The organism is Citrobacter freundii complex sp. CFNIH2 (genome assembly GCF_002880615.1).
Taxonomy (GTDB): domain Bacteria; phylum Pseudomonadota; class Gammaproteobacteria; order Enterobacterales; family Enterobacteriaceae; genus Citrobacter_A; species Citrobacter_A amalonaticus_F.
Genome location: NZ_CP025757.1, coordinates 2,847,915 through 2,868,042, shown reverse-complemented (window position 1 = coordinate 2,868,042; position 20,128 = coordinate 2,847,915). Strand labels below are relative to the sequence as shown.

The 20,128-nt window shown below is 55.9% G+C and carries 16 protein-coding genes and 2 pseudogenes; 10 read left to right on the top strand and 8 right to left on the bottom strand.

The genetic code is table 11. The features are described from left to right. The first annotated feature begins 32 nt into the window (after nt 1–32). Genes fhuC through fhuB form a run of 3 tightly spaced genes read left to right on the top strand, consistent with a single transcriptional unit; the run spans nt 33 to nt 3,699 of the window. A complete protein-coding gene (gene fhuC / locus WM46_RS14060) occupies nt 33–830 on the top strand; it encodes a Fe3+-hydroxamate ABC transporter ATP-binding protein FhuC (RefSeq protein WP_044255394.1) in 798 nt (265 codons plus the stop codon). Beyond that, nucleotides 830–1,720, top strand: coding sequence for a Fe(3+)-hydroxamate ABC transporter substrate-binding protein FhuD (gene fhuD / locus WM46_RS14055; RefSeq protein ID WP_102602584.1), 891 nt, complete (start codon nt 830–832; stop codon nt 1,718–1,720). The genes fhuC and fhuD overlap by 1 nt, the downstream gene beginning before the upstream one ends. Further along, nucleotides 1,717–3,699, top strand: a complete 1,983-nt coding sequence (gene fhuB / locus WM46_RS14050; RefSeq protein WP_102602583.1) for a Fe(3+)-hydroxamate ABC transporter permease FhuB — start codon at nt 1,717–1,719, stop codon at nt 3,697–3,699. Before fhuD ends, fhuB begins: the two co-directional genes overlap by 4 nt. A 111-nt stretch (nt 3,700–3,810) precedes the next feature. Here fhuB and hemL read toward each other — a convergent pair whose 3' ends face one another. Further along, nucleotides 3,811–5,091: a glutamate-1-semialdehyde 2,1-aminomutase gene (gene hemL, locus WM46_RS14045; protein WP_102602582.1), complete on the bottom strand. Its 1,281-nt coding sequence runs from the start codon at nt 5,089–5,091 to the stop codon at nt 3,811–3,813. A 168-nt stretch (nt 5,092–5,259) separates the two neighbouring features. Here hemL and clcA point away from each other — a divergent pair, with 168 nt between their 5' ends. From clcA to erpA, 3 genes and pseudogenes are all read left to right on the top strand, one after another. Further along, a complete protein-coding gene (gene clcA / locus WM46_RS14040) occupies nt 5,260–6,681 on the top strand; it encodes a H(+)/Cl(-) exchange transporter ClcA (protein WP_102602581.1) in 1,422 nt (473 codons plus the stop codon). Between the two features lie 31 nt (nt 6,682–6,712). Next, nucleotides 6,713–6,766 (top strand): annotated as a pseudogene (yadW, locus tag WM46_RS26855) (small protein YadW); the annotation flags it as partial. Beyond that, nucleotides 6,763–7,106 (top strand): annotated as a pseudogene (erpA, locus tag WM46_RS14035) (iron-sulfur cluster insertion protein ErpA). The pseudogenes yadW and erpA, both read left to right, overlap by 4 nt. A gap of 102 nt (nt 7,107–7,208) precedes the next feature. Here the strand turns inward: erpA and WM46_RS14030 are convergent. Genes WM46_RS14030 through mtnN form a run of 3 tightly spaced genes read right to left on the bottom strand, consistent with a single transcriptional unit; the run spans nt 7,209 to nt 9,361 of the window. Next, a complete protein-coding gene (locus tag WM46_RS14030; protein ID WP_042997876.1) occupies nt 7,209–7,832 on the bottom strand; it encodes a TRIC cation channel family protein in 624 nt (207 codons plus the stop codon). Between the two features lie 37 nt (nt 7,833–7,869). Next, entirely contained in the window at nt 7,870–8,670 is an 801-nt protein-coding gene (btuF, locus tag WM46_RS14025; protein WP_102602580.1) for a vitamin B12 ABC transporter substrate-binding protein BtuF, read from the bottom strand. After that, a complete protein-coding gene (mtnN, locus tag WM46_RS14020; RefSeq protein WP_046475774.1) occupies nt 8,663–9,361 on the bottom strand; it encodes a 5'-methylthioadenosine/S-adenosylhomocysteine nucleosidase in 699 nt (232 codons plus the stop codon). Before mtnN ends, btuF begins: the two co-directional genes overlap by 8 nt. 82 nt (nt 9,362–9,443) lie before the next feature. On the opposite strand from mtnN, the gene dgt reads away from it, so the two are divergent. The 3 genes from dgt to cdaR all read left to right on the top strand — a co-directional run bounded on the left by dgt (nt 9,444) and on the right by cdaR (nt 13,826). Then, nucleotides 9,444–10,961: a dGTPase gene (gene dgt, locus WM46_RS14015; RefSeq protein ID WP_061076475.1), complete on the top strand. Its 1,518-nt coding sequence runs from the start codon at nt 9,444–9,446 to the stop codon at nt 10,959–10,961. A gap of 129 nt (nt 10,962–11,090) precedes the next feature. Further along, nucleotides 11,091–12,518: a serine endoprotease DegP gene (degP, locus tag WM46_RS14010; protein ID WP_061076476.1), complete on the top strand. Its 1,428-nt coding sequence runs from the start codon at nt 11,091–11,093 to the stop codon at nt 12,516–12,518. Between the two features lie 150 nt (nt 12,519–12,668). Beyond that, nucleotides 12,669–13,826, top strand: coding sequence for a DNA-binding transcriptional regulator CdaR (cdaR, locus tag WM46_RS14005; protein WP_042323710.1), 1,158 nt, complete (start codon nt 12,669–12,671; stop codon nt 13,824–13,826). Between the two features lie 126 nt (nt 13,827–13,952). Here cdaR and WM46_RS14000 read toward each other — a convergent pair whose 3' ends face one another. The 4 genes from WM46_RS14000 to map form a co-directional block, all read right to left on the bottom strand. Then, on the bottom strand, nt 13,953–14,339 hold the full coding sequence (locus tag WM46_RS14000; RefSeq protein ID WP_042997870.1) for a DUF3461 family protein: 387 nt from the start codon (nt 14,337–14,339) through the stop codon (nt 13,953–13,955). A gap of 109 nt (nt 14,340–14,448) precedes the next feature. After that, nucleotides 14,449–15,273: a 2,3,4,5-tetrahydropyridine-2,6-dicarboxylate N-succinyltransferase gene (gene dapD, locus WM46_RS13995; protein WP_061076477.1), complete on the bottom strand. Its 825-nt coding sequence runs from the start codon at nt 15,271–15,273 to the stop codon at nt 14,449–14,451. Nucleotides 15,274–15,303: 30 nt separating this feature from the next. Next, nucleotides 15,304–17,976, bottom strand: a complete 2,673-nt coding sequence (gene glnD, locus WM46_RS13990; protein WP_061076478.1) for a bifunctional uridylyltransferase/uridylyl-removing protein GlnD — start codon at nt 17,974–17,976, stop codon at nt 15,304–15,306. Nucleotides 17,977–18,084: 108 nt separating this feature from the next. Beyond that, nucleotides 18,085–18,879, bottom strand: a complete 795-nt coding sequence (map, locus tag WM46_RS13985) for a type I methionyl aminopeptidase (RefSeq protein ID WP_061076479.1) — start codon at nt 18,877–18,879, stop codon at nt 18,085–18,087. Nucleotides 18,880–19,328: 449 nt separating this feature from the next. Between map and rpsB the strand changes: the two genes are divergently transcribed. Continuing rightward, nucleotides 19,329–20,054, top strand: coding sequence for a 30S ribosomal protein S2 (rpsB, locus tag WM46_RS13980; RefSeq protein ID WP_042323700.1), 726 nt, complete (start codon nt 19,329–19,331; stop codon nt 20,052–20,054). The last annotated feature ends 74 nt before the right edge of the window (nt 20,055–20,128 follow it).

Below are 20,128 nucleotides of genomic sequence, written 5' to 3'. Positions count from 1 at the left end.
GCATTGCGTGCCCGCTTTACAAGTTGGCCGCTATGCAGGAACAGACCCATCATCCCGATACCACGTTTGCACTGCGTGATGTCTCCTTTCGCGTGCCCGGTCGCACGCTTCTGCACCCTCTGTCGTTAACTTTTCCCGTCGGTAAAGTGACTGGCCTGATTGGTCACAACGGTTCAGGTAAATCCACGTTGTTAAAAATGTTGGGTCGCCATCAGCCGCCGTCAGAAGGGGATATCCTGCTCGATGCGCAACCGCTGAACAGTTGGAACAGCAAAGCGTTTGCCCGTAAGGTGGCGTATTTACCGCAGCAGTTGCCGCAGGCGGAAGGGATGACCGTACGTGAACTGGTGGCGATTGGTCGCTATCCGTGGCACGGGGCGCTGGGCCGTTTTGGCGTCGCGGACAGAGAAAAAGTAGAAGAGGCGATCGCGCTGGTAGGGTTAAAACCCCTGGCGCATCGTCTGGTCGACAGTCTTTCCGGCGGTGAACGTCAGCGCGCGTGGATAGCAATGCTGGTGGCGCAGGACAGTCGCTGTTTGCTGCTGGATGAACCCACCTCGGCGCTGGATATTGCCCACCAGGTTGATGTGCTGGCGCTGGTTCATCGCCTTAGTCAGGAGCGTGGCCTGACGGTGATCGCCGTGCTGCATGATATCAACATGGCTGCCCGCTACTGTGACTACTTAGTCGCCTTGCGCGGTGGCGAAATGATTGCCCAGGGAACGCCCGCCGATCTGATGCGTAGCGAAACCCTGGAACGTATTTATGGCATCCCGATGGGGATCCTGCCGCATCCGGCAGGCGCTGCACCTGTGAGTTTTGTGTATTGATGAGCGGCTTACACCATATAACACGTCGTCGTTTATTAACGGCGATGGCACTTTCCCCGCTGCTCTGGCAGATGAAGCCGGCGCGCGCGGCCTCTGTCGATCCGCATCGCATCGTGGCGCTGGAGTGGCTGCCGGTCGAGCTGTTGCTGGCGCTTGGCGTAACGCCCTATGGCGTGGCAGACATTCCTAACTACCGCCTGTGGGTGAATGAGCCACCGCTGCCTGCGTCGGTGATTGATGTCGGATTACGCACCGAGCCGAATCTTGAACTGCTGACCGAAATGAAGCCCTCCTATATGTTCTGGTCGACAGGGTACGGTCCTTCTCCCGAAACGCTGGCGCGAATTTCGCCCGGACGCGGCTTCAACTTCAGCGATGGCAAACAGCCCTTAGCCGTGGCGCGCCGATCGCTGATCGATATGGCGCAGATGCTGAATCTGGAATCTGCGGCTGAGCGACATCTGGCGGAATACGACCAGTTTATCGCCAGCCGGAAACCGCGCTTTGTGCAACGTGGCGAACGCCCGCTCCTGCTGATCACTCTCCTCGATCCTCGCCATATGCTGGTCTTCGGCCCGAACTGCCTGTTCCAGGACGTGCTGGATGAATACGGTATTCGAAACGCCTGGCAGGGAGAAACCAATTTCTGGGGCAGCACGGTGGTGGGGATCGATCGCCTTGCAGCCTACAAAGATGCCGATGTGCTTTGCTTTGACCATGGTAATAACAAAGAGATGGCCACGCTGATGGCAACGCCACTCTGGCAGGCGATGCCGTTCGTGCGTGAAGGGCGTTTCCAGCGCGTACCGCCCGTGTGGTTCTATGGCGCCACACTGTCGACCATGAATTTTGTACGCATTCTGGATAATGCGCTGGGGGGCAAAGCGTGAGCAAACGTATTGCACGCTTCCCGGCGCTGTTGCTGGCGCTGTTGTTTATCGTCGCCGTAGGGTTAACCTGGACGAATTTCTCCGTTGCGCTGCCGCGGGCCCAGTGGCAGCAGGCGCTGTGGTCACCCGATATTGACGTCATCGAGCAGATGATTTTCCATTACAGCCTTCTCCCTCGTCTGGTGATCTCCTTACTGGTTGGGGCCGGGTTGGGTCTGGTTGGCGTGCTCTTTCAACAGGTGCTGCGTAACCCGCTGGCGGAACCGACCACGCTGGGCGTGGCGACTGGCGCGCAGTTGGGGATGACGGTCACGACATTGTGGGCGATCCCGGGCGTGATGGCCGCGCAGTTTGCCGCGCTGGCGGGCGCCTGTATTGTCGGCGCGCTGGTGTTTGGCGTCGCCTGGGGGAAACGACTTTCTCCCGTCACGCTGATCCTCGCCGGTCTGGTGGTCAGTCTGTACTGCGGGGCTATCAACCAGCTGTTAGTCATCTTTCACCACGATCAGTTGCAAAGCATGTTCCTGTGGAGCACCGGAACGTTGACGCAAACTGACTGGGGCGGCGTGCAGCGTCTGTGGCCGCAACTGCTGGGCGGTGTGATGCTCACCCTGTTGCTGCTGCGCCCGCTAACCCTCATGGGGCTGGATGATGGCGTTGCGCGAAATCTAGGGCTGGCGCTGTCGCTGGCACGTCTGGCGGCGCTGACGCTGGCGATTGTGCTTAGCGCGCTGCTGGTCAATGCGGTGGGGATTATCGGTTTTATCGGTCTGTTCGCGCCGCTGCTGGCGAAAATGCTGGGCGCGCGTCGTCTGCTGGCGCGCCTGATGCTGGCTCCGCTGATCGGGGCGCTGATTCTGTGGCTGTCCGATCAGGTCATTCTCTGGCTGACCCGTGTATGGATGGAAGTGTCCACCGGTTCTGTGACGGCGCTGATCGGCGCACCGCTGCTGCTGTGGCTGCTACCGCGTCTGCGAAGTCAGAGCGCGCCGGATATGAACGTCAGCGATCGGGTGGCGACGGAACGTCAGCATGTGCTGGGTTATGCGCTGATCGGCGGCGTGCTGTTGTTGATCGGGGCATATGTCGCGCTGTCGTTGGGGCGTGACGCGCAGGGCTGGAGCTGGGCCAGCGGCGTGCAACTGGAAGAACTGATGCCCTGGCGCTGGCCGCGCATTCTGGCGGCGATGATCGCCGGGGTGATGCTGGCGGTGGCGGGGTGTATTATCCAGCGGCTGACCGGGAACCCGATGGCGAGTCCTGAGGTGCTGGGGATCAGCTCCGGCGCGGCGTTCGGCGTTGTGCTGATGCTGTTTCTGGTGCCGGGCAATGCGTTTGGCTGGCTGTTGCCCGCCGGGAGTCTCGGTGCTGCCGCCACGCTGTTGATCATTATGATTGCCGCCGGGCGGGGAGGATTCTCCCCCCACCGTATGCTGCTGGCCGGGATGGCGCTCAGCACGGCTTTCACCATGCTGTTGATGATGCTACAGGCAAGCGGCGATCCGCGTATGGCCGGGGTACTGACCTGGATCTCCGGTTCGACCTATAACGCGACGGGCCAGCAGGTGCTGCATACCGGGGTGGTGATGGCGATCCTGCTGGCGATCACGCCACTGTGCCGTCGCTGGTTGACGATTTTGCCGCTGGGCGGTGATACCGCCCGCGCAGTCGGTATCGCGCTGACACCATCGCGGGTTGGCCTGCTGCTGCTGGCAGCCAGTCTGACGGCTGCCGCCACAATGACAATCGGTCCGCTGAGTTTTGTCGGGCTGATGGCACCGCATATCGCGCGGATGTTAGGTTTTCGTCGAACGATGCCGCATATTGTGATGTCGGCGCTGGCGGGAGGATTATTACTCATCTTTGCCGACTGGTGCGGGCGGATGGTGCTGTTTCCGTATCAGATCCCGGCGGGGATACTCTCAACGTTTATCGGTGCGCCGTACTTTATTTATCTGTTACGTAAGCAGAGTCGTTGATTCGGTTGTTTTTCGTGTAGGCCGGATAAGACGCTTCGCGTCGCCATCCGGCAATAAAAAAGCCGGGTGGCGGCTTCGCCTTACCCGGCCTACGGTTTAAAACGTACTCTGTTACAGCTTAGCAAACACCCGACGTGCGGCGTCGATAGTGTTATTGATGTCTTCCATGCTGTGCGCCACGGACATAAAGCCCGCTTCAAACGCGGAAGGCGCAAGGTAAATCCCCTCGTCCAGCATCATGTGGAAGAAGCGCTTGAAGCGTTCCACGTCACAGGCCATCACGTCCTGATAGCAGGTGACGGTTTTCGCGTCGGTGAAGAAAATCCCGAACATGCCGCCAACGTGGTTAACGACCAGCGGGATCGCGGTTTCCTCTGCCGCTTCCAGCAGACCTTCCGCCAGGCGCGTCGTCAGTTCATCCAGCGTTTCGTGAATGCCCAGCTGCGCCACTTCGGTCAGACAGGCAAAACCGGCCGCCATCGCAATCGGGTTGCCGGAGAGGGTGCCCGCCTGATAGACCGGACCCGTAGGAGCCAGCGCGTCCATCACGTCGCGACGACCACCGAACGCGCCCACAGGCATACCGCCGCCGATGATTTTGCCCAGACAGGTCAGATCCGGTACCACGTTGTAGTAATCCTGTGCGCCAGCCAGCGCTACGCGGAAGCCGGTCATCACTTCGTCGATAATCAGTAACGCGCCGAACTCATCGCACAGTGCGCGCAGACCCGGCAGGAATTCCGGCAGCGGCGGGATGCAGTTCATGTTGCCCGCGACTGGTTCAACGATGATGCAGGCGATCTCCTGCGGGAACTGCTCGAACGCGGCACGCACAGAGTTGAGATCGTTATAGGTACAGGTCAGGGTGTGTTTTGCGAAATCAGCCGGCACGCCCGGAGAGTTCGGCTGGCCCAGGGTCAGCGCGCCGGAACCGGCTTTTACCAGCAAACAGTCCGCGTGGCCGTGGTAGCAGCCTTCAAATTTGATGATCTTATCGCGGCCGGTGAAGCCACGCGCCAGACGAATGGCGCTCATGGTCGCTTCGGTACCGGAGTTGACCATTCGCACCATGTCCATCGTCGGTACCAGTTCGGTCACAAGCTCCGCCATTTTGACTTCCATCTCGGTCGGCGCGCCGAAGCTCAGGCCACGCTCAGCCGCGTCGATCACCGCGTTGCGGATCGCCGGATGATTGTGTCCCAGTACCATCGGTCCCCAGGAGCCGACGTAATCGATGTAGGCTTTACCATCGACATCGTACAGATACGCGCCGTCCGCTTTTTCGATAAACAGCGGAGTACCACCCACGCCAGTAAAGGCGCGAACAGGGGAGTTAACGCCGCCGGGGATTAGCTCGCGTGCTGCGCTGTAGAGGTTTTCAGACTTACTCATGGATGGGTTCCTGGTTCGTAGAAAAAGTGAATGCCCGCTATTCTAGTTATTCAGAGAAGGTTATGAAAGTTTTGCGCATTTGAAACATTACGATTTACAGGGGATTTTCGGGTAAGAGGCGAGTACAATGCCGCCTCTGCATTTGTATTACCAATTAATGATCATCTGATGAAGACAGAAACTCCCTCTTTTGAAGCACAGCAAATTGTGCGCTTACGGCGCAGAGACCAAATTCGTCGACTGCTGGAGCGGGATAAAACGCCGCTGGCGATCTTAATGATGGCGGCAGTGGTGGGGACGCTCACCGGTCTGGCGGGCGTGGCGTTCGAAAAAGCGGTGAGCTGGGTGCAAAACCTGCGTATCGGTGCGCTAGTGAATGTGGCTGACCATCCGGTTCTGCTCTGGCCGCTGGCGTTTATCCTCTCTGCATTACTGGCGATGGTCGGCTATTTTCTGGTGCGTAAATTTGCGCCGGAAGCTGGCGGGTCGGGGATCCCGGAGATCGAAGGGGCGCTGGAAGAACTTCGCCCCGTACGCTGGTGGCGCGTGTTGCCGGTCAAGTTTTTCGGCGGGATGGGCACGCTGGGCGCAGGGATGGTGCTGGGACGCGAAGGGCCGACGGTACAAATCGGCGGTAATATTGGCCGCATGGTGCTGGATATCTTCCGCATGCGCAGCGCCGAGGCGCGCCATACGCTGTTGGCAACCGGGGCAGCGGCAGGGCTTTCAGCCGCCTTCAACGCACCGCTGGCGGGCATTCTGTTTATCATCGAGGAGATGCGTCCGCAGTTTCGCTATAACCTTATCTCGATCAAAGCCGTCTTTACCGGCGTAATCATGTCGAGCATTGTTTTCCGCATTTTCAACGGTGAATCGCCGATCATCGAAGTAGGGAAACTGTCCAACGCGCCGGTCAATACGCTGTGGCTGTATCTGATCCTCGGGATGGTTTTTGGCTGTGTGGGGCCGGTTTTTAATAAGCTGGTACTGCGTACCCAGGATATGTTCCAGCGCTTTCACCATGGAAACATCACCAAATGGGTGCTGATGGGCGGGGCGATTGGCGGTCTGTGCGGCATTCTGGGGCTGATTGAACCGGCGGCGGCAGGCGGCGGTTTTAACCTTATCCCTATTGCGGCGGCGGGCAATTTTAGCGTCGGACTGTTGCTGTTTATCTTTATCGCACGAGTGATCACCACGTTGCTTTGTTTCTCTTCCGGTGCGCCCGGCGGGATCTTTGCTCCGATGCTGGCGCTGGGTACGCTGTTGGGTACCGCATTCGGCATGGCAGCAGCAGCAGGCTTTCCGCATTACCAGCTTGAGGCCGGAACGTTTGCCATCGCCGGAATGGGCGCGCTGCTGGCGGCCTCAGTGCGCGCGCCGTTGACCGGGATTGTGCTGGTGCTGGAGATGACCGATAACTATCAGCTCATTTTGCCAATGATTATTACCTGTCTTGGCGCAACACTATTGGCACAATTCCTGGGCGGAAAACCGCTATACTCCACTATCCTTGCCCGCACGCTGGCGAAGCAGGAAGCGGAGCAGGCGGCAAAAAGTCAGACGACCACCGCTGGCGAGAATACTTGAATGAAATACCAGGGTATTAGATAATGGCGTTAATATTGGGTCAGAATTTGCCCAATTGCCGATGTCGTTTGGAGCAAAAATATGAGTGATGACGTAGCGCTGCCACTGCAATTTACTGAAGCAGCAGCCAATAAAGTAAAAAGCCTGATCGCTGACGAAGAAAACCCGAACCTGAAACTGCGTGTGTATATCACCGGGGGGGATGCAGCGGTTTCCAGTATGGTTTTACCTTTGATGACCAGGTCAACGAAGGCGATATGACCATCGAGAAACAGGGCGTTGGCCTGGTGGTTGACCCTATGAGCCTGCAGTATCTGGTCGGCGGTTCTGTTGACTACACCGAGGGTCTGGAAGGTTCTCGCTTTGTAGTCACCAACCCGAATGCGAAAAGCACCTGCGGGTGTGGCTCTTCCTTCAGCATCTGATTGCTGTCTGTCATGCCGGATGACGGCATAAATGCCTTATCCGGCCTACGGTGTTGTTCTGTTGTAGGCCCGATAAGCGCAGCGCCATCGGGCAAAATCAAGTCAACGGCTATTCTCATCTAACGCAAATGTCGGCAGCTTCAGATGCCAGCGGATCGCCGCGAGGCGAATTACCAGCGTCACAACCATCCCCATCATACTGGCGGCTTCCAGCGGCATCGCGAAGGTGTAATACGCGGTTGCGTGGACAATCCCGCCGATAATACAGGCCGTTGCGTAGATTTCCGTACGCAGGATCATCGGGATTTCTCGTGCCAGCACATCGCGAATAATACCGCCGCCCACGCCGGTGATGACGCCCATACAGATCGCTACCAGCGGCCCCGTTCCTGCAATAAACGCTTTGTTGACGCCGATACCCACAAACACCGCCAGGCCGACAGCATCCAACACCGGCAGCATCCATTTGGGTAAGCGTCTGGGCTGACGCACCAGCAGGATCGTCAACATGCTGGTGACCATCGCCACCACCAGATCGGTAGGATCTTTAACCCAGAAAACGGGACCGTTATCTAGTGCCATATCACGGATCGTCCCGCCGCCCACGGCGGTAACAACGCCCAATACCAGCACGCCAAACGGGTCCATACGCAGTTTTCCGGCCAGTAACACGCCAGAGATAGCAAATACCGCTGTGCCTACAATATCCAGCCAATAGACGAGCATGATTCAAATCCTCACAACACACCTGTTGGGGCAGGCGCTAATTCACCTGGGAAAGCGCATTACAGAGTTGTTTTGCGGCGAGGATAATACGCGGGCTTGCGCGTTCAAACCAGTCACTGGTGAGGGGAATTACCGGAATTTGTAGCTGATCACCCCAGTATTGCTTAATTTTGAGAATTTCACCCGCATCTCCGGCGACAACGATCGCTTGTGGTGCGCGCGCCAGCACCTGTTCGCGACTAACCTGCGGCCAGGGAACCCGACTGCCGGCAAAGATGTTTTCTCCACCGCAGATCTCAATAACCTCGTTTTGAATCGACCCTTTTCCGCTGGTAAAGGGCGGATTGGTGCCAAACTGCAAAAACACGCGTTTTTTCGCTTTGCCTGCATACTGAGATTTTAGCTGCGAATAGTCGTCCAGCAAGGTTTGCGCGGCGTGCGTTGCCATTTCGGGATGTGGGCTAAAGGCGGCCAGCTTCTGCAACGTGTCGGCAATCTGTTCGATGGTGACGGCATCGATCCACATGACCTTGATACCCAGCGAAGTGAGTTGATTCACCTGCCGTTCTGCATTACCACCGCGCCAGGCGAGGACCAGATCCGGCTTCAGCGCCACAATCCGTTCCAGGTTCATGCCTTGCCAGGTCGAGACCTGTTCAATGCCTTGCGCCTGTGGCGGATAGTCTGAATAGCTGCTGACGCCAACGGGCGTGATTCCGGCGGCAAAGGCGAGTTCAGTGTTGGCAGGAGAGAGTGAAATCACGCGCGGTGCGGCATGCAGCCACACCGGAAGGGCTAACAGCAGGGCGACAAGCGCCCTGGAGAGGGATTTAACCATGCGCCAGTTTCTGTACCAGCGATTCGACCATCAGCGTGGATTGCTTCGCGGCAACGGCCAGGAACTCATCAAAGCTGAGATGAGACTGCTGATCGGCGACATCAGAGATCGCGCGGACCACCACAAACGGCACCTTAAAGTTATGGCAAACATGAGCAATCGCGGTGGCTTCCATTTCAACGGCAATCGCCTGCGGGAAGTTATGCTGGATTTTTGCCAGTCCCACGGAACCGTTGATAAACGCATCGCCGCTGACGATCAGACCGCGAACGGCATTCAGGTTCAGCTTCGCAATGCAGGATTCTGCTGCGGCAATCAGTTTTTCATCGGCTTTAAAACCGGCCGGACAGCCCGGCAGTTGGCCGAACTCATAACCAAATGCGGTGACGTCAGCGTCGTGATAGCGCGCTTCATCAGAAACCACAATGTCACCCACTTTCAGGGTTGGTGCGAGACCGCCCGCTGAGCCGGTGTTAATAATGACGTCCGGCTTGCAGCGTTCGAGCAGCAGCGTAGCGCCCAGCGCCGCCGCCACTTTACCAATACCGGATTTCAGCAGCGCAACGTCGGTTCCGTTAAGCTGACCGGTGTAAATTTCACAACCGCCCAGGGTGAGAGTTTGACGGTTTTCGATTTTGTCACGCAGCAGCGTAACCTCTTCTTCCATTGCACCAATGATGCCGATTTTCATAGATTTACTCGCGCCAGGTGAGATTTAAAGGCATAGTCTATCATGCGCTTAAGGCGAAGTGCATTCTCACGCGGGAGAGGACATGTCACAGATTGATTTCCGGAAAAAAATAAACTGGCACCGTCGTTTTCGTTCTCCGCAAGGGGTAAAAACCGAGCATGAGATCCTGCGCATTTTTGAAAGCGACCGTGGACGCATTATTAACTCTCCGGCGATCCGGCGCCTGCAGCAAAAAACCCAGGTGTTTCCCCTTGAGCGTAATGCCGCCGTGCGTACGCGTCTTACCCATTCGATGGAAGTTCAGCAGGTGGGACGCTATATCGCCAAAGAGATTTTAAGCCGCCTCAAAGAACAGAAACTGCTGGAACAATACGGCCTGGATGAGTTAACGGGACCGTTTGAGAGCATCGTCGAAATGTCCTGCCTGATGCATGACATTGGCAACCCGCCGTTTGGGCACTTTGGCGAGGCGGCGATCAATGACTGGTTTCGCCAGCGCTTACATCCGGCGGATGCGGAAAGCCAACCCTTAACCGAAGATCGTTGCATTGTGGCGACGTTGCGCTTGCGCGAAGGCGAGGAGTCGCTGAACGATATCCGCCGTAAAGTGCGCCAGGATCTGTGTCATTTCGAAGGGAATGCCCAGGGGATTCGGCTGGTCCATACCTTGATGCGAATGAACCTGACATGGGCCCAGGTCGGCGGGATCTTAAAATATACCCGTCCGGCGTGGTGGCGGGGAGACACGCCCGCGACGCACAACTATTTAATGAAAAAACCGGGCTATTATCTTTCTGAAGAACCGTATATTGCGAGGTTACGTAAAGAACTCGATCTCGCGGTTTACAGTCGCTTTCCGTTAACGTGGATAATGGAAGCCGCCGACGATATCTCTTATTGCGTCGCCGATCTGGAAGATGCGGTAGAGAAAAGAATCTTCAGCGTTGAGCAACTCTATCATCATTTACATGAGGCATGGGGGGAGCATGAGAAAGGTTCGCTGTTTGCGCAGGTTGTCGAAAATGCCTGGGACAAATCACGTGCGAATTATCTGAGTCGCAGTACTGAAGATCAATTTTTCATGTATTTGCGAGTGAATACGCTGAATAAACTGGTGCCCTACGCGGCGCAGCGTTTTATTGATAACCTGGAGCAAATCTTTGATGGGCGGTTTAATCAGGCGTTACTGGAAGATGGCAGCAGCTTTAGCCGTCTGCTGAAGATCTATAAAAATGTCGCGATGAAACATGTGTTTAGCCATCCTGATGTAGAGCAGCTCGAATTACAGGGCTATCGGGTGATCAGCGGCTTACTCGATATCTACCGTCCTTTATTAAGCCTGCCGCTTGCGGATTTCAGCGAGCTGGTGGAAAAAGAGCGCTTGCCGCGCTTTCCTATCGAATCGCGCTTATTTCAGAAACTGTCAACGCGTCACCGACTGGCCTATGTGGAGGCCGTGGGGAAATTAACGTCAGATTCACCTGAGTATCCCGTGCTGGAATATTATTACCGTTGTCGACTGATCCAGGATTATATCAGCGGCATGACCGACCTCTACGCCTGGGATGAATATCGTCGTCTGATGGCGGTCGAACAATAAGCAGAGTTTTGTAAAGACGGACAATAAATTTTTACCTTTTCCATAAACTTCTGCCCGGAACTTAGCGCTATAAAATGAATCTGACGTACACAGCAATTTTGCGTTATCTGTTAATTGAGATTGAGACACATGAAAAAAACCACATTAGCAATGAGTGCACTGGCTCTGAGTTTAGGTTTGGCGTTATCCCCGCTTTCTGCAACAGCGGCTGAAACTGCATCAGCGACAACCGCACAGCAGATGCCAAGTCTGGCACCGATGCTCGAAAAAGTGATGCCATCGGTGGTCAGCATTAACGTGGAAGGTAGCACAACCGTCAATACGCCGCGGATGCCGCGTAATTTCCAGCAGTTCTTTGGTGATGATTCCCCGTTCTGCCAGGAAGGTTCACCGTTCCAGAGCTCGCCATTCTGCCAGGGCGGCGCGCAGGGCGGTAACGGCGGCGGCCAGCAGCAGAAGTTCATGGCGCTGGGTTCCGGTGTCATCATTGATGCCGCGAAAGGCTATGTCGTCACCAACAACCACGTGGTGGATAACGCCACGGTGATTAAGGTTCAACTGAGCGATGGCCGTAAATTCGACGCTAAGATCGTCGGCAAAGACCCGCGTTCTGATATTGCGCTGATCCAGATTCAGGATCCGAAAAACCTGACGGCGATTAAGCTGGCTGACTCCGACACGCTGCGCGTGGGGGATTACACTGTCGCCATCGGTAACCCGTTTGGCCTGGGTGAGACGGTCACTTCCGGTATCGTCTCTGCGCTGGGACGTAGCGGCCTGAATGCGCAGAACTATGAAAACTTCATCCAGACCGATGCGGCGATCAACCGCGGTAACTCCGGCGGTGCGTTGGTTAACCTGAACGGCGAGCTGATCGGTATTAACACGGCAATCCTCGCGCCGGACGGCGGCAACATCGGTATCGGTTTTGCGATCCCGAGCAATATGGTGAAAAACCTGACCTCCCAGATGGTGGAATTCGGCCAGGTGAAACGCGGTGAGCTGGGGATTATGGGGACCGAACTGAGCTCCGAACTGGCGAAAGCGATGAAAGTCGATGCGCAGCGCGGCGCGTTTGTCAGCCAGGTCATGCCGAACTCGTCTGCTTCGAAGGCCGGAATTAAAGCCGGGGATGTGATCACCTCCCTGAACGGTAAGCCGATCAGCAGCTTCGCCGCACTGCGTGCGCAGGTTGGCACCATGCCGGTGGGCAGCAAAATTACCCTCGGCCTGCTGCGCGACGGTAAGCCGGTTACCGTGAATCTGGAACTGCAGCAGAGCAGCCAGACTCAGGTTGATTCCAGCTCCATCTTCAGCGGTATTGAAGGGGCTGAAATGAGTAACAAAGGTCAGGATAAAGGCGTCGTGGTGAACAACGTGAAAGCGAACACCCCGGCGGCGCAGATTGGCCTGAAGAAAGGGGATGTGATTGTCGGCGCTAACCAGCAGCCGGTGAAAAACATCGCCGAACTGCGTAAAATCCTCGACAGCAAACCGTCTGTCCTGGCGCTGAACATTCAGCGTGGCGACAGCAATATCTACCTGTTGATGCAGTAATCTCCCCAAAACCCCTTCCTGTCACAGGAGGGGGTTTCTTTTTGTGATATTTCCCACAACTCCATACTTCTTCCCTTTGCTTTGTGCATCCGCACAATGTCAGCGTTTATTATCTTCTTTATGCTGGAGCTCTGCTCACAGGAGGGCTTTATGGCTGGCTGGCATCTTGATACCAAAATGGCGCAGGATATCGTGGCACGCACGATGCGCATTATTGATACCAATATCAACGTGATGGATGCCCGTGGACGGATCATCGGCAGCGGAGATCGCGAGCGTATTGGGGAATTGCACGAAGGCGCGTTGTTAGTCCTCTCTCAGGGCCGCGTGGTGGATATCGATGATGCCGTTGCGCGTCATCTGCACGGCGTTCGTCAGGGGATCAACCTGCCACTGCGTCTGGAAGGCGAGATCGTCGGCGTGATTGGCCTGACCGGCGAACCTGAACATCTGCGCAAATATGGCGAACTGGTGTGCATGACAGCGGAGATGATGCTGGAGCAGTCGCGCCTGATGCACCTGCTGGCGCAGGACAGTCGCCTGCGTGAAGAGCTGGTGATGAACCTGATTCAGGCGGAAGAGAACACGCCTGCGTTGACCGAGTGGGCGCAACGTTTAGGTATCGACCTCAATCAGCCGCGCGTGGTGGCGGTGGTGGAAGTCGACAGCGGACAACTCGGCGTGGACAGCGCGATGGCGGAGTTGCAGCAGTTACAGAACGCCCTGACTACCCCGGAGCGTAATAACCTGATTGCGATTGTTTCGCTGACCGAGATGGTGGTGTTAAAACCGGCGCTGAATTCGTTTGGCCGTTGGGATGCCGAAGATCACCGCAAGCGCGTTGAGCAACTGATTGCGCGCATGAAAGAGAACGGGCAGTTGCGCTTTCGCGTTTCTCTGGGCAACTATTTTACCGGGCCTGGCAGTATTGCGCGTTCGTACCGCACTGCGCGCACGACGATGATGGTCGGCAAACAACGAATGCCGGAAAGCCGCAGCTACTTTTATCAGGATTTGATGCTGCCGGTTCTGCTCGACAGTCTGCGCGGCGGCTGGCAGGCCAATGAGCTGGCACGCCCGCTGGTGCGGCTGAAGGCGATGGACAATAACGGCCTGTTGCGCCGCACTCTGGCGGCATGGTTTCGCCACAACGTGCAGCCGCTGGCGACCTCTAAGGCGCTGTTTATTCACCGGAATACGCTGGAGTATCGACTGAATCGTATCTCGGAATTGACCGGGCTGGATTTGGGGAATTTCGACGATCGGCTGCTGCTGTATGTGGCGTTACAGCTCGATGAGCAGCGTTGATTCATTGCCTGATGGCGCTACGCTTATCAGGCCTACGAGGATGTACCTGTAGGCCGGACAAGGCGTATGAGGATGTAGCTGTAGGCCGGATAAGGCGTATGACGCCGCCATCCGGCAACAAACGGCTTATTTACGCGTCAGTTTTTCCAGATCGGCTTCGATTTCGGTGATCTTATTCGCCACCACGCTTTCCAGATGGCGTAAGTCATCAAGGATCTTACGTTTCAGATCGACTTCAGTGCGATCGCGCTGGCAGATCTGATCAAGTTCGTCGATCACATAGCGCAGGTTTGGACTGATCTCCTGCACCTCTTTGTATCCCTGACCCACCCCATCGGCGACCACGGTTTTGCGCTGGCGGGGGTATTTAAACTTCACGCTTTTGGCAAAGAACTCACCTTTATCCTTCTGGAAATAGATTTTCAGGATATCGTTGTTGGCTTCTTGCCGCAGGCTGTAACGATCGATTTCTTCAGGATTAGTAATGCCCAGACTTTTCAGATTGTCATACATAGCGGTACCCTTAAGCTCACTATAACTATTGAATAATTAACGAAAAGCCCTGTTTCTGCCACTCGCAGATGTAAAAAAAGCGGGCTAAGCCCGCTTTTTCAAATCGCCGTTAGTCGATGGTACGCAACAACTCGTTGATGCCGACCTTGCCGCGGGTTTTGGCGTCGACTTTTTTCACAATCACCGCACAGTACAGGCTGTACTTGCCATCTTTCGATGGCAGGTTGCCGGAAACGACAACGGAGCCTGCCGGAACGCGGCCATAATGGACTTCACCGGTTTCACGGTCGTAAATACGGGTGCTCTGACCAATATAAACGCCCATCGAAATCACCGAGCCTTCTTCGACAATCACGCCTTCTACGACTTCAGAACGCGCGCCGATAAAGCAGTTGTCTTCGATGATAGTCGGGTTCGCCTGCAGCGGCTCCAGTACACCACCGATGCCAACGCCGCCGGACAGGTGAACGTTCTTACCGATCTGCGCACAGGAACCGACGGTCGCCCAGGTGTCGACCATCGTGCCTTCATCAACGTAAGCGCCGATGTTGACATAGGACGGCATCAGCACGGTGTTACGGGCGATAAATGCACCCTGACGTACCGCCGCGGGCGGAACCACACGGAAGCCTTCTTTCTGGAAGCGTGCGTCGTCGTAGTCGGCGAATTTCATCGGCACTTTATCGAAGTAGCGGCTTTCCGCGCCATCGATCACCTGGTTATCGTTGATACGGAAAGAGAGCAGAACCGCTTTCTTCAACCACTGGTGAGTCACCCACTGACCGTCTACCTTTTCTGCCACGCGCAGCGCGCCGGAATCCAGCAGGGAAATCACCTGATTCACCGCTTCACGGGTCACGGTATCCACATTGGCCGGAGTAATGTCGGCACGGCGCTCAAAAGCGGTCTCAATAACGTTCTGTAACTGCTGCATTGTTAAACTCTTTCCCTATAAATAAACACACTACCCTTTATCGTTTGGATTGAGGGCCTCTGTCAACCGTTGATGCACTTCCTGCTGCAGCGCATTATTAAGCGCACGCCGGTCCGCTGTAGCGATTATGAATAAATCTTCTACTCGCTCGCCAATGGTTGTAATTCGGGCGCCATGAAGCGAAATTCCCAGATCGGCAAAAATTTGCCCGACCCGCGCCAGCAGCCCTGGCTGATCGAGCGCGATAAGCTCGAGGAACGATTTGCGGTCAGTGTGCGTGGGCAGGAACGTGACCTCGGTATCGACGGTAAAGTGGCGCAATTTTGCCGGCTGTCGACGCGGCTGCGGCGGCTGCCAACTGCGCTGGGTGATCGCCTGTTCCAGCCCAAAGCGGATGGCTTCATGTCTGTCTGACGACAGCGGGCTGCCGTCCGGTTCCAGGACGATAAAGGTGTCCATCGCCATGCCATCGCGGGTTGTGAAAATCTGCGCATCGTGGACGCTGAGGTTACGTCGGTCCAGCTCGGCGCAGACGGCGGCAAACAGATACGGGCGATCCGGACTCCAGATGAAGATTTCCGTCCCGCCGCGCGTTGCCTGCGGGCTGAGCAGAATTAGCGGCTCGCTGAGATCGTGCTGCAACAGATGACGCGCATGCCAGGCCAGCTGGTTCGGGCTGTGGCGCACGAAGTAGTTGGCGCGACAGCGCGACCAGATATGGTGCAACGCTTCTTCATCAATGTTATCCATCCGCAGCAGCGCCAGCGCCTGCAACTGGTGATGGCGCACGCGTTCGCGCATATCCGGCGTGTTTTGCATTCCCCGACGCAGCTGTTTTTCCGTGGCGAAGTACAGTTCACGCAACAGACTTTGCTTCCAGCTGTTCCATAGCGTTTCGTTGGTGGCGCATATATCCGCCACCGTCAGGCAAACCAGGAAGCGCAGGCGATGTTCCGTCTGCACCTCTTCGGCGAACTGCTTAATCACTTCAGGATCCTGAATATCCCGGCGCTGGGCGGTCACCGACATCAGCAGGTGCTGGCGAACCAGCCAGGCAATCAACTGGGTTTCGCGCGAGTTCAGGCCGTGCAGTTCCGCAAACTTGAGCACGTCCTGCGCGCCCAGCACCGAGTGGTCGCCGCCGCGTCCTTTGGCGATGTCATGGAATAGCGCGGCGATGAAAATCAGCTCGGGCTGCCGCAGACGCGGCCAGAGATCCACGCACAGCGGGTGGCGCTGGCGGGTCTCTTCTTTGGCAAAACTTTCCAGCTTCAGCATCACGCGAATCGTGTGCTCGTCTACCGTGTAAGCATGGAACAGGTCAAACTGCATCTGCCCGACAATACGTGACCACTGCGGCATGTAGGCCCACAGCACGCTATGGCGGTGCATCGGCAGCAGGCCGCGGCTGACTGCGCCTGGGTGACGCAGCATACTGAGAAACAACGAGCGCGCCTCCGGGATATAGCACAGCGGCTGGTTCAGGTGGCGACGTGCATGACGCAGATGGCGAAGGGTGGTGGAGTAGATCCCGGTGATCGCACTGTTGCGGACCATGGTGTAGAACATCCGCAGGATCGCTTCCGGTTCGCGGATGAACAGATCGTCCTGACGCAGATCGATCAGCGTGCCGCGCAGTTGAAAATCGTCATCAATAGGACGCGGCTTTTCGTCGGCAGACAGCGCGAGGATCGCTTCGTCAAACAGCTGTAGCAGCATCTGGTTGAGTTCAGTGACGCGGCGGGTGACACGGAAATAATCCTTCATCATCTGCTCAACCGGTTCGTTGCCTTCGCCGCTGTAGTTCAGGCGCTGAGCGACGCTCAACTGGCGATCGAACAGCAGGCGGTTATCGTAACGACTGACCACTAAATGCAGGGCAAAACGAATGCGCCACAAAATGTGTAGGCACTCGTTGAGCTCAGCGCGCTCTGCCTGAGTCAAAAAGCCGAAGCCGACCATTTCGTCGAGCGAGGTAGCGCCAAAATGGCGACGGGCGACCCACTGCAGCGTGTGGATATCGCGCAGACCGCCGGGGCTACTTTTGATATCCGGCTCAAGGTTATAGCTGGTGCCGTGATAGCGCTGGTGGCGCTGATGCTGTTCTTCTACTTTGGCGGCGTAGAATTTGTCGGAGGGCCAGAAACCTTCGCTGAAGATATGTTTTTGCAGCTCCAGAAAAAGGGCGACGTCGCCAATCAACAGACGGGTCTCAATCAGGTTGGTGGCGACGGTCAGATCTGACAACCCTTCCAGCAGGCACTCTTCCAGCGTACGCACGCTGTGCCCGACCTCCAGTTTGACGTCCCACAGCAATGTCAGCAGCTCGCCGACCTTTTGCGCCTGATCGTCCGGTAATTTTTTACGACTCAGGATGAGCAGGTCGATATCGGAAAGCGGGTGCAGTTCACCGCGCCCGTATCCGCCAACGGCGACCAGCGCCAGATCGGCAATCTGCCCAAAACCGGCGTCGATCCACAGACGTTGCAGCAACTGGTCGATAAATTCGGTCCGGGCTTCAATCAGCTGTTCGGCGGAAATCCCGCTGTCGAAGGCATCGCCTAGCCATTGCTGGAAAGCGTCGATATGCGTTTTGATTCCGGAGACGGTGAGTTCGTCGCGAGACCAGGCCCCCGGGTTCTGCGGCTGACCGGGGAGGGTGGGGAGTGCGGTATTCGCGTGCTGTTCAGGAAGTGTATTCATTATGCGCCACCCATTAAAAAAGCCGGATACGGCGAAAGTGCCTTATCCGGCCTACGGAATAGTGCCATTTGTAGGCCTGATAAGCGAGTGCGCCATCAGGCAAAAAAGTTATGCGTCGTGCGTGAAGACCGCCGGAATAGTGTCATCCTTGCGTAACGTCAGAATTTCACAGCCGTTTTCGGTCACCACAATAGTATGCTCGTATTGTGCAGACAAGCTCCGGTCTTTGGTTTTTACCGTCCAGCCGTCTTTCATCGTACGGATGCGGTAATCACCGGCGTTGAGCATCGGTTCGATGGTAAAGGTCATGCCCGGCTGCAGCACAACGCCGCCGTCGTCCGCATCATAGTGCAGCACCTGCGGCTCTTCATGGAAGCCGCGGCCAATACCGTGTCCGCAGTATTCACGTACCACGGAGAAACCTTCGCCTTCCGCATATTTCTGGATCGCCGCGCCGAGAGTCCGCAGACGGATGCCAGGTTTCACCATTCGCAGCGCCAGATACAGGCTTTCCTGGGTGACGCGGCACAGACGCTCGCCCAGAATGGTCGGTTTGCCGACGATAAACATTTTGGAGGTATCGCCGTGGTACTCGTCTTTAATGACGGTCACGTCGATGTTGACGATATCGCCATCTTTCAGATGTTTGGCATCATCCGGGATACCGTGACACACCACTTCATTAATAGAGATGCAGACGGATTTCGGATAACCGTGATAGCCGAGGCAAGCAGAGATCGCATGCTGCTCGTTAACGATGTAGTCGTTACAGATACGATCCAGTTCACCCGTGCTGACACCCGGTTTGATATACGGTTCGATCATCTCCAGCACTTCCGCGGCCAGACGGCCCGCGACGCGCATTTTTTCGATTTCTTCAGGGGTCTTGATTGAGATAGCCATGAATTCTGTCCATCAGTGTCGGTTATTTCGACAATAATTGTGTAAGTACTGTCAATGGTATCAGCCTGGGGTATACCCTGCCAAATTGAGAATCATTCTGAACTTCGCCTTTCGTGCCACAAGCGCGTTGACTGCATTTTTTCACCCCAGTCACTGACAAGGGGTAAGCGCCTGGAGAGGCTAAAATTTGCCGCTTTCTTGTAACACGAAATTCATCGTTCAATTCAGCACAGACCGCCAACAATTATTGGTGTCCACGGCGTATTTGTGGTATAAAGCGCGCCGGACTTCCGATCTCATTTCGTATACACAGAATGGACGGAAGCGACAAATCTCACTTTGTGTAACAACACACACGTATCGGCACATATTCCGGGGTGCCCTTTGGGGTCGGTAATATGGGATACGTGGAGGCATAACCCCAACTTAAATCTATAGAGGTTTTAATCATGGCAACTGTTTCCATGCGCGACATGCTCAAGGCTGGTGTTCACTTCGGTCACCAGACCCGTTACTGGAACCCGAAAATGAAGCCGTTCATCTTCGGTGCGCGTAACAAAGTTCACATCATCAACCTTGAGAAAACGGTACCGATGTTCAACGACGCTCTGGCTGAACTGAACAAGATTGCTTCTCGTAAAGGTAAAATCCTTTTCGTTGGTACTAAACGCGCTGCAAGCGAAGCGGTGAAAGACGCTGCTAACAGCTGCGACCAGTTCTTTGTGAACCATCGCTGGCTGGGCGGTATGCTGACTAACTGGAAAACCGTTCGTCAGTCCATCAAACGTCTGAAAGACCTGGAAACTCAGTCTCAGGACGGTACTTTCGAAAAGCTGACCAAGAAAGAAGCGCTGATGCGTACTCGTGAGCTTGAGAAACTGGAAAACAGCCTGGGCGGTATCAAAGACATGGGCGGTCTGCCGGACGCTCTGTTCGTCATCGATGCTGACCACGAGCACATTGCTATCAAAGAAGCAAACAACCTGGGTATTCCGGTATTTGCTATCGTTGATACCAACTCTGATCCGGACGGTGTTGACTTCGTTATCCCGGGTAACGACGACGCAATCCGTGCTGTTAGCCTGTACCTGGGCGCTGTCGCTGCAACCGTTCGTGAAGGCCGTTCTCAGGATCTGGCTTCCCAGGCGGAAGAAAGCTTCGTAGAAGCTGAATAATAAGGCTTGATAACTTCCCTGAGATAGTTCGAGTTGCAGGAAGGCGGCAAGCTCGAGAATTCCCGGGAGCTTAC